The sequence below is a fragment of the Intrasporangium sp. genome, from assembly GCF_030452765.1.
Taxonomy (GTDB): Bacteria; Actinomycetota; Actinomycetes; order Actinomycetales; family Dermatophilaceae; genus Intrasporangium_A.
Genome location: NZ_JAKDLO010000164.1, coordinates 1 through 9,764 on the forward strand (window position 1 = coordinate 1; position 9,764 = coordinate 9,764).

Annotated in this window: 8 protein-coding genes; 3 read left to right on the forward strand and 5 right to left on the reverse strand. The window is 70.2% G+C overall.

The features are described 5' to 3' along the window. Positions 1 to 82: 82 nt before the first annotated feature. The gene (locus L0H79_RS17400) at positions 83 to 1,216 is read left to right on the forward strand and encodes a PLP-dependent cysteine synthase family protein (RefSeq protein ID WP_301485912.1); all 1,134 of its coding nucleotides are present in this window, start codon (positions 83 to 85) and stop codon (positions 1,214 to 1,216) included. Positions 1,217 to 1,267: 51 nt separating this feature from the next. Here the strand turns inward: L0H79_RS17400 and L0H79_RS17405 are convergent, their stop codons facing one another. The 5 genes from L0H79_RS17405 to L0H79_RS17425 all read right to left on the reverse strand — a co-directional run bounded on the left by L0H79_RS17405 (position 1,268) and on the right by L0H79_RS17425 (position 5,581). Next, positions 1,268 to 2,872, reverse strand: a complete 1,605-nt coding sequence (locus L0H79_RS17405; RefSeq protein ID WP_301485913.1) for a hypothetical protein — start codon at positions 2,870 to 2,872, stop codon at positions 1,268 to 1,270. 54 nt (positions 2,873 to 2,926) lie between these two features. After that, positions 2,927 to 3,301, reverse strand: a complete 375-nt coding sequence (locus L0H79_RS17410) for a DoxX family membrane protein (protein ID WP_301485914.1) — start codon at positions 3,299 to 3,301, stop codon at positions 2,927 to 2,929. Between the two features lie 121 nt (positions 3,302 to 3,422). Continuing rightward, positions 3,423 to 3,719 carry a formate/nitrite transporter family protein gene (locus L0H79_RS17415; protein WP_301485918.1) on the reverse strand — a complete coding sequence of 99 codons (297 nt, stop codon included), beginning with the start codon at positions 3,717 to 3,719 and terminating at the stop codon, positions 3,423 to 3,425. Beyond that, the gene (locus L0H79_RS17420) at positions 3,602 to 4,033 is read right to left on the reverse strand and encodes a formate/nitrite transporter family protein (RefSeq protein ID WP_367652490.1); all 432 of its coding nucleotides are present in this window, start codon (positions 4,031 to 4,033) and stop codon (positions 3,602 to 3,604) included. Before L0H79_RS17420 ends, L0H79_RS17415 begins: the two co-directional genes overlap by 118 nt. A gap of 24 nt (positions 4,034 to 4,057) precedes the next feature. Next, the gene (locus L0H79_RS17425; RefSeq protein ID WP_301485915.1) at positions 4,058 to 5,581 is read right to left on the reverse strand and encodes a molybdopterin-dependent oxidoreductase; all 1,524 of its coding nucleotides are present in this window, start codon (positions 5,579 to 5,581) and stop codon (positions 4,058 to 4,060) included. Positions 5,582 to 5,791: 210 nt separating this feature from the next. Here L0H79_RS17425 and L0H79_RS17430 point away from each other — a divergent pair, with 210 nt between their 5' ends. Continuing rightward, positions 5,792 to 6,967, forward strand: coding sequence for a hypothetical protein (locus L0H79_RS17430; RefSeq protein WP_301485916.1), 1,176 nt, complete (start codon positions 5,792 to 5,794; stop codon positions 6,965 to 6,967). Then, positions 6,964 to 9,678: a multicopper oxidase domain-containing protein gene (locus L0H79_RS17435; protein ID WP_301485917.1), complete on the forward strand. Its 2,715-nt coding sequence runs from the start codon at positions 6,964 to 6,966 to the stop codon at positions 9,676 to 9,678. The genes L0H79_RS17430 and L0H79_RS17435 overlap by 4 nt, the downstream gene beginning before the upstream one ends. Positions 9,679 to 9,764: the final 86 nt, after the last annotated feature.

Here is a 9,764-nt window from a genome sequence, read left to right on the forward strand (position 1 = left end):
ACGGTCTGACAGCGGCCTGCGAAGCGGCGCGCGTCGTCGCATCAGCGCGGCGCGCGGCCTGAGTCTGAGTAGGCTCCGAATCATGCCCACCCACGACGCAGCACCCACGGCCACCTCCGCAGTCACCCCCCTCGTCGACGTGTCCACAGCCGACCCGGTCGACCGCGACTGGGTCGCCCGGGCCGTGCGGCTGATCCAGGCCGACACGAACCGCAGCGCCGACACCCACCTGCTCACGGTCCCGCTGCCCGGCTGCCCGCAGGTCGACCTCTATCTCAAGGACGAGTCGACCCATCCGACCGGCAGCCTCAAGCACCGACTGGCCCGCTCGCTCATCCTCTTCGCCCTGTGCAACGGCCAGCTCGGCCCGGACACGACCGTCGTCGAGGCCTCCAGCGGTTCGACGGCGATCAGCGAGGCGTACTTCGCGCGGATGCTCGGGCTGCCGTTCGTCGCCGTCATGGCCAGCTCGACGAGCGCAGAGAAGATCGCCCTCATCCAACGTGAGGGAGGCCGCTGCCGCCTCGTCGACGACCCGTCGACCGTCTACGACGAGGCGGCCCGCATCGCCCGGGAGTGTGGCGGGCTCTACGTCGACCAGTTCAGCCACGCCGAGCGCGCGACCGACTGGCGCGGCAACAACAACATCGCCGAGTCGGTCTTCGCCCAGCTCGAGCTCGAGCGCTACCCCGTGCCGGAGTGGGTCGTCGTCGGCGCGGGCACCGGCGGCACGAGTGCGACGATCGGCCGCTACGTCCGCTACCGCGCTGTGTCCACGCGCATCTGCGTCACCGACCCGGAGGGGTCGGCGTTCCTGCCGGGCTGGCGCGGTGACGCATCGTACGAGACGCGGCCCTCGCGCATCGAGGGGATCGGACGGCCCCGGGTCGAGCCGAGCTTCATCGGCACGGTCGTCGACCGGATGCTGGGCGTCCCCGACGCCGCCTCGATCGCGGCGATGCGCTGCCTGCGCGAGCGCACCGGCCTGCACGCCGGTGCCTCGACCGGAACCGCGCTCTACGGTGCGCTGCGTCTCGCCTGCGAGCTGCACGAGGCGGGTCGGCCCGGCAGCATCGTCTCTCTCGTGTGTGACCGGGGCGAGCGCTACGACACGACCTACGGCTCGGACGCCTGGCTCGAGCGCCAGGGCATCGACATCGGCCCGTATGCCGCTGTGCTGGCCTCGGCGTGGGATGCGGGGGTCTGGCTCGGCTGAGGCACGGCTGCCGGCCCTGCGACCGGAGGATGCCTTCTACCGGAGGCGGTGTCAGCGGAGCGGTCGGACATGATCCGGCACGTCACGCCACCAGCCGAGCAACGCACGGGCCTGCGCCTCGACAACGGGTGAGGCCGCCTGCAGACGGCCGGAGTCGAGGTCGTCCAGGACCGCGCTGAGCAGGTCGTAGCGGCCCCTCATGCCCAGGGCGTAGGCGTGCCCACGGATCAGGCCCTCCGAACGGGGCGGCGGCTTGGTGGTCTCCCGCACCACCGTGACCAGCCCATCGTGGAGCAGCTCATCACGGGCCCGCTGGGTGGGGCCGGCCGGCTCGCCCGCATTGCCGACAGCATTGAACGCCTCATAGGCGATCTCGGCGTCGACCTCCGGGTCACTGGCCAGATCGGTGAGAACGTCCAGGGACTCGGGCCGCATGAGCCAGGACAGGACGGCTAGGCACTCGTGCGCTGCGACCAGGTCGCCGCCGATGAGCGACTGGACGAGCTCGTCGACGTAGGCCCGGCCCACGACCGGCCCCTGCGGAGAGAGCATGAGCACGGCCAGGGCGCTGCCGCTCGTCTCCTCGTTGGACTCACCGATCGCGGCACCGATCACGGAGTCGAGCACCGGCTCCTCGAGGTCGGCAGGCGAGAGCGACTGCGCGAGCCGGCGCCGGATCCGGAACCGCAGGTCACGCAGGTCGTCGGGACGTCGGGCTCTACCTGCCAGGACGATCGAGGCGGCGAACTCCTGGTTGTCAACGGTGAGGCCGGCGGCGAGACTTTCCCTGCTCGGCAGGTTCACGGCATGGATGAAGCTGGCCGCGCCGCGTCTGGCCAGGAAGCTGCGTTGCGGGTCGCGCAAGTGCTCGACGGACAGGCGGGTGGCCTCGATGACGCTCTTGCGGTGGAGTGTGCGCCGTTGCACGAGTGAGGTCAGCACCATCAGCGCAGACCGCAGCGCATGATCGTTCGTCGGGTTCCGGAGCTGGTCGATCAGCACGTCGATCGCGGCCTGATGGGAGGTGTAGCGCAGCACCGAGGCGGTGTCGACGTAGACCTGCCGGGTCGGGTCCCGCAGTCCGTCTGCGGCCAGATCCGCCGCGAGCACCGCGCTCTTGGGGTGAGAGACGAATCGGACTGCGGCGTAATAGCGCAGGACGAAGTCGAGCTCGAGGCTGAGGCCGATCTCCTGGTTGCACCGGCGCAGGATGGCCTCCCAGTCGCGGGCTCGGAGCAGGACGTGCGGGAGACGAGTGAGATTGCGCGAGAGCCGGTCCCAGTCGACGCCCGTCATCCGCTCGGTGCCGAGGACCCGCTCGAGGAGCTCGAGGGTCTCGTCCGGGTCGGGCTCACCGGGCGGGGGCAGCGGCACCGGCACCGACGGGGGCACCAGCATCGTCCGGCTGAACACGTCGATGGCGGCGAGCAGCTGGCCCTCGGGCAGGTCCAGCACCCGTTCGTACCGTCGGACCAGGTCGTGCGTCACGGCGACGGCGCCACCCTCCCAACGGCCGACCTGGGAGCGGTGGACGGCTCGGGCTCGGCCTGCGCCGGTGGCGAAACCGCTGGCTGCACGCACCGCCGGGTCGGCAGCGTGTGCCCGGGCGTTGCGCAGCACCCAGAGCACCTTGCTCCCCAGGTCACCGTGCTGCATCGTCGCCCCGCCGGCCAGGTCCGTTCCCTCGACGCGAACGGGTCGGGTCGTGGCTCAGCGGCGTGCCGCGACCGCGAGGAGCCCGCCGGCCAGGCCGATGTTCTTCAGGACCTGGGTCCGCTGCGTCGCACGGGCCTTCGGGTCGTCCACCTTCCAGAAGGCGTGGCCGGCGATCGTCGTCGGGACGAGGGAGGCCACCAGGCCGAGGGCGGCAGCCCCCGGCAGCATGCCCAGGGCCAGGGCGGCACCGCCGGCGACCATCGCCCCGCCGTTGACGCGAACCGCCACCTCGGGGTTGGGCATCCCGAGCTCCGCTGCGAGCTGGACCCGACCACCCGGGTTCGTCGCCGCGTCGTAGCCGAGCCAGGCGAACGCCGCGCCGAGGGCGAGACGGGACAGGCGGTCGGCGGCGCAGGTGGCAAAGGCCATGGCGTGCTCCTTCGGGTCGGGGTGCCGGTCCCTTCACGGCTGACCGGGCTGCTGACCCAGTGTGCCCCACCCGTCGACCGACCTGCCGACCGCGCCCGGTCGACCGGGTCCGGTCCGCAGCTCAGCGCGGGGTGACCTCGGTGGCCCGCGCAGCGTCGACGGCCTCGGTGGCCTCGGCGCGCTGCTTGCGACCCTCGAGGTGGCGGAAGGTCGTCCAGTAGAGGATGCCGAGCGGCACCATGAACATGTTCGCCACGGAGTGCTCGAAGCCGGAGGCCACGAACAGCGCGATGGGCATCGTCACCGCGAGGATCTTGTCCGTGGTCGTGCGTCCCGAGTAGGCCGCCCACACGGCGAGGCAGACCAGCAGGTTGCAGAGGATGCCGCGGAAGAAGGCCTCGGTGAAGGTGTGCTGCAGCTTGTATGACGCCGTCGTGAGGACGACCTTCCCCCAGCCTCCCTCGGCGCTGCGCCAGGTCCCCCGAAGTAGACGGGGCCGACCGTGGTCAGGGCACCGATGAAGTTCGCGACGTAGACGACGACCCAGTTGCGCAGCAGCGGGCCCCAGGTGATCCGCCCGCTCGCTCGGGCGGTCAGCGTGAGGGTCGACGAGGTGAACAGCTCGGCCCCGGTGAGCACGACGAGGACGAGGCCGGTGGAGAAGGTGAGCCCGCCGAGCACCTTCGCCATCTGTGCCGGGGTCAGGATCGAGGTCGATTCCGGAGCAGACATGTCACTTCCGAACGGGTGGCAGGGTCAGATCCGGGCGTTGATGACCTGGTAGCCGGAGTCCTCGCGGGTCCCGCCCATGCCGTCCTGAATGGTGCTGTAGTCCGCGATCCACTCCAGCGAGCGGATGTACTTGACCATCTTGTAGCCGACGTAGGACTCGATCCGGATCCGAAGCGGTGCGCCGAAGGTCCACGGCAGCGGCTTGTCGTTCATCGACCAGGCGAAGATCGACTCGTCCTCGCGGCAGTCCTGGATCGGGATGCACGAGTAGAACGGCTCGAGCGGTCGCCCGTCGCTCATGCTCTGGGCGAGGCCGAACGAGGTGACGAGCAGGTACTTCGCGTCGGCCGGTGGCGGGCCGGCCAGGTCCATGACGTCCATGACCTTGGGACCCTTCCACTTGGCGATACCGGTCCAGCCCTGCATGCAGGCGTGCGCGACGATCTGCTCGTGCTGCGGCATGGACTTGATCTGTTCGAACGGCACCCGGACGATCCGCTCGGGGTCGCTCGACGGGCCGATCTGCAGGACGTAGTCGCGGAAGTCGTTCGAGGCCAGCTCGTGCCACTCCGCAGACTCGTCCGGCTCGGGGTAGCGCCCGTTGGTCCAGTGGTACGGCGAGATGTCCTTCTCCGTGTAGGGCTGGGCCTTGCGGTTGCGCGGTGAGAACTTGTTGATCGTCCGCCTGCGGAACGGCTCGAGCGCGGCGTAGAGGAACTTCTGGCTGCCTCGGCGGTTGCGGATGCTGAGGTAGCTGATGGCGATCCAGACGATCAGCACGAGAGCGATCGTCGTGAGGATGGTCGTGGTGGCCTGCGCGACCCGCGCCGGGTCGTACTCGCCGAAGACCATGTGCGTGACGTTGTACTCACGGTGGGTGAGGAAGACGAGCGCGACGTGCCCGACGATGAAGACGGACAGGATGACCATCCCGATGAAGTGGATGGAGCGCGCGGCCTGACGACCGCCGAACAGCTTGGGGTACCAGGGGAACCGGCTGCTGACGGCCGGTGACATGACCGGCCCGGTCACCATCATGAGCGGGGCGACGACAAAGACGATGGAGAAGTAGGTGAGCTGCTGGAGCGCATCGTACGGAGTGAAGTGCTCGATCGAGGGAACCCCGAAGCCGGCGTAGATCTTCAGCGACTCCCACGCTTCGGGGATGACGTCCCAGGACGTCGGCACGATGCGGCGCCACTCTCCCGTGGCGAACAACAGGCCGACGTAGACGAGGCCGTTGAGCACCCAGAGCATGGTGAAGAGGCCGTGCCAGTGCCGACCGAGCCCGGGGTTCCGGCCGCCCGGGAGGGTGAGCCAGCTCGGCGGCTGCAGCTCGTCGTCGTGGGCGGTGTAGGCGCCCTCCTCCGGAGGGACCACGCGCTTGGTGAACTTGAACCATTCCGTCCCCGGCCCGCAGTCGCTGCGCCAGTAGAGGCGCGGATGCGTGGCGATGATCTGCCAGCCGGACCGGAGCAGCAGCCCGATGAGGAAGAAGTTGACCAGGTGGGTGGCGCGCAGCCAGAGGGGGAAGTCGATGTCGGTCATCGCGGGTCCTCGAAGTGGTCAGGGCTCGGGCACTGCTACCGGTCGTACTACTACATTCAGTAGTTTACACGGAGGGCGCCGTGGAAAAGCAAGTCCAGTCGGCACCGCACTGTGGCGGGAGCTGTGACGGGAAGCTGTGACGGGAAGCTGTGACGCGGGCTGGCCGGCGGGAGTTTGGCGGGGGCGCGCCCGTTATCTACAGTTGAGACCGTGAAAAATCCTGGCGCCCGCCAGACGCTCTCGCGCGCCGTCTTCCTCGTCCCGGCGGGCATCGCCATGCTGGCCGGCGTCGATGCGGCGCTCCTGCTCGTGGGCGTCGGGGCGCCGGTGTCGGCGGCCCGCCTCGCAGACCTGCACGGGATGCTCATGGTCGGTGGGTTCCTCGGCACCCTCATCGCCATGGAGCGCGCGGTCGCCCTGCGCCACCCGCTCGGGTATGCCGCTCCCCTCCTGCTCGGCCTCGGCGGGATCGTGCTGCTCACCCCCGCACCGCTCGCCCTCGGTCGGCTCCTCCTCGTCGAGGGCGCCCTCGCCTTCGTCGCGGTCTACGCCGCGCTGTGGCGGCGCAACCACGACGACGTCGTCATCGTCGAGCTCCTCGGCGCCGTGCACCTGGCCATCGGGGCAGTGCTCTGGCTCAAGGTCGGCGTCCCGTGGCTCATGCCCTGGCTCGTCGGCTTCGTCGTGCTGACCATCTGCGCCGAGCGGGTCGAGCTTGCCCGGCTCGCCATGCCGAACACGGGAGGGCGCACCCTGGTCCTGCACGCGAGTGCCCTGACCATGACGTTGGTGGCCACCCTGGTCTGGCCGGACACGGGCGCGCGGCTGACCGGCCTCGTGATCGCCTCCCTCGTCGTGTGGCTGGTCCGGCATGACGTGGCGCGCAAGACGATCCGGGCGACCGGCCTGCCCCGTTTCAGCGCGGCGGCCCTGCTCGGCGGCTACGTCTGGCTGTTCGTGGCGGCGCTCGCCTGGATCGTGGGCGGCGCGCAGACCGAGGGGAGCACCTACGACCTCGTCGTGCACTCCGTGATGCTCGGCTTCGCCATCTCGATGGTCATGGCCCACGCACCGGTCATCCTGCCCGCGGTCCTGCGCCGGCCGCTACCCTATCGGGCGGTCATGTGGGGACCGCTCGCCCTCATGCACGTCGGCCTCGTGATGCGCATCATCTTCGGCGATGTGGTCGGCCGATACCCGATCTGGCAGGCTGGATCCGTCGTCAACGTGGCCGCCCTGCTCCTGTTCTTCCTCGTCGCCATCGGCTCGAGCGTCGCGCGCCCGCCCAAGCGGCAGGCGTCCCGCGCCCGGCGCGCGACCCGAGGAGAGGCTGGGACGGGGCCCAGCGGCATACCCTTCACTCCTTCGACCCGGAGACCCTCATGAACACCCGCGGATCGTGGTTCATGCGCGACCGCCCCGTCCTCATCTGGCTCTTCGTCGCACTCGTCGTGAGCCTCGTGCACCCGTTCTTCGCGTCGTCGCGGTGGCTCATGGTGCATCTCGTCGTCCTCGGTGCGGTGACCCACTCGGCGATGGTGTGGAGCGTCCACTTCACCGACGCGCTGCTGAGGACGAGGGAGGGGTTCGAGGAGCGGCGGGTCCAGTCGATCCGGCTCGGCATCTTCCACATCGGCGCGATCGCCGTCTTCATCGGGGTGCCGACCTCGATCTGGCCCCTCACCATCGCCGGCGGCACGCTCATCTCGGGCGCGGTGCTCTGGCACGCGGTCATGCTCGTGCGACGGCTGCGGGCCGCGCTGCCGGGACGGTTCCGGATCACGGTGCGCTACTACGTCGTCGCTGCCCTGCTGCTCCCCGTCGGGGCACTGTTCGGGGTGCTGCTCGCCCGGGGGCTGGCCGACCCCTGGCAGGGCCGGCTGCTCGTCGCGCACTCCATGACGAACCTGCTCGGCTGGATCGGGCTCACCGTGCTCGGCACGCTCGTCACGCTGTGGCCCACCATGCTGCGCACCCGTATGGCGCCCAACGCCGAGTCCGCCTCCAAGCACGCCCTGCCCATCCTCGGAGTCGGTCTGCTCCTCGTCATCGTCGGGCCGCTGCTCGACGAGGCGCGGCTCGGCGCCATCGGGGTCGTCGCCTACCTCGTCGGCACCCTGTGGGTCTACCGGCCGATCCTCACGGCGGCCCGGCAGCGGCCGCCCTCGGCGTTCCCGACGATGTCTGCCGGGGCCGGGCTCGTCTGGCTGCCGGTCGGGCTCGGACTGATGGCCTGGTCCCTGGCCACGCGCGGCTCATGGGCGGCCCTGGCCGACAACTACGGCATCCTCACGACGATCTTCGTCGTCGGCTTCGCCCTCCAGGTCCTGCTCGGGGCGCTCAGCTACCTGCTGCCCGTCGTCATCGGCGGCGGGCCATCCGTACTCCGCGCCGGGATGGCCGAGCTCGAGCGGTGGAGCACCCTGCGGGTGGCGGTCGCCAACCTCGGGCTCGCCCTGTGCCTGCTGCCCGTGCCGAGCCTGGTCCGCGTCGTCCTGTCGGTCCTGACCCTCGTCGCACTCGCGGTCTCGATCCCCTTGCTGCTGCGCGGGATCATCGCCTCGATCAAGGCGAAGCGGGCGCTGGAGAAGAAGCCCGCGACCCCGGGCGTGCGGCATGTCGACACCTCTCCCAAGACCTGGTCGCGACCCCAGCTCATCGCCTCGGTCGCCGTCATCGCCGTCGGGGCCACGCTCGGCGTCGGGCTCGACCCCACCGCCGCCGGGCTGACCACCGCGGCCGGCCAGGGAGCGGCGTCGGCCGAGGTCACCCCGACCGGGCACACGACGACGGTCACCGTCACGGCCAAGGGCATGCGCTTCCACCCCGCGGAGGTGTCGGTCCCCGTCGGTGACAAGCTCGTCGTCAACCTCGTCAACACCGACCCCACGGACATCCACGACCTCGTCCTGGCCAACGGCGCCAAGAGCCCCCGCCTGTCCCCGGGCGAGAAGGCGACGGTAGACGTCGGGGTCGTCGGCGCGCCCATCGACGGCTGGTGCTCCGTCGTCGGGCACCGGCAGATGGGGATGGTCTTCAAGGTCGACGTGACCGGCTCGGGCACGGCTGGGTCCGCGTCGGGCGACGGCGCCGCGTCGGGCGGGGGTGGCTCTGGGTCCGGCCCGGGCGACTCGGCCTCCGGCATGGGCGGCTCCACGATGCCCGGGATGACGCACGCCGACGCGACGGGGCCCAGCCCCACGATCGACTTCCTGAAGCAGTGGCCGACCGGATTCACGGCATACGACCCCGTCCTGCCGCCGCTCACCGACGAGAAGATCCACAAGGTGACCCTCACGGCCGAGGACGTCAAGACGGAGGTGGCACCCGGGGTCAGCCAGGTCCGGTGGACCTACAACGGCACCTCGATCGGGCCGGTGCTGCACGGGCGGGTCGGCGACACCTTCGAGGTCACGCTCGTCAACAAGGGCACCATCGGGCACTCGGTCGACTTCCATGCGAGCGAGGTCGCGCCCGACCTGCCGATGCGCACGATCCAGCCCGGTCAGTCCCTCGTCTACCGGTTCACCGCCGAGCGCTCGGGCATCTGGATGTACCACTGCTCGACGATGCCGATGTCGACCCACATCGCCGCAGGCATGGCGGGCGCCATCGTCATCGAGCCGCCGGGCCTGCCGAAGGTCGACCACTCGTACGTCATCAGCCAGACCGAGCTCTACCTCGGCGCTCAGGGCGACCCGGTCAACGCGACGAAGGTCGCCGCCGACCAGCCGGACGGACTGATGTTCAACGGCTTCGTCAACCAGTATGTCGACCGGCCGCTCACCGCGAAGGTCGGCGAGCGGGTGCGCATCTGGGTGCTCGACATCGGCCCGAACCGGCCGCTGTCCTTCCACGTCGTGGGCACCCAGTTCGACACCGTGTACAAGGAGGGCACCTACCTGCTCAAGGACGGCCGCGGCCCCCTCGACCCGCCGGGCTACCACTCCGGCGGCTCCCAGGCCCTGGACCTGATGCCCGCACAGGGCGGCTTCGTCGAGTTGACCTTCCCGGAGGCCGGCCACTACTCGATGGTCAACCACATCATGATCGACGCCGAGCGCGGGGCGCGCGGGACCTTCGCCGTGACGAAGTAGCTCCCCTCCCCTCCCTCCCATCGAGAGTGCAGTAATCCGCATCGAACGTGCAGTAATCCCGTTCGAGAGTGCAGTTCTCCCGATCG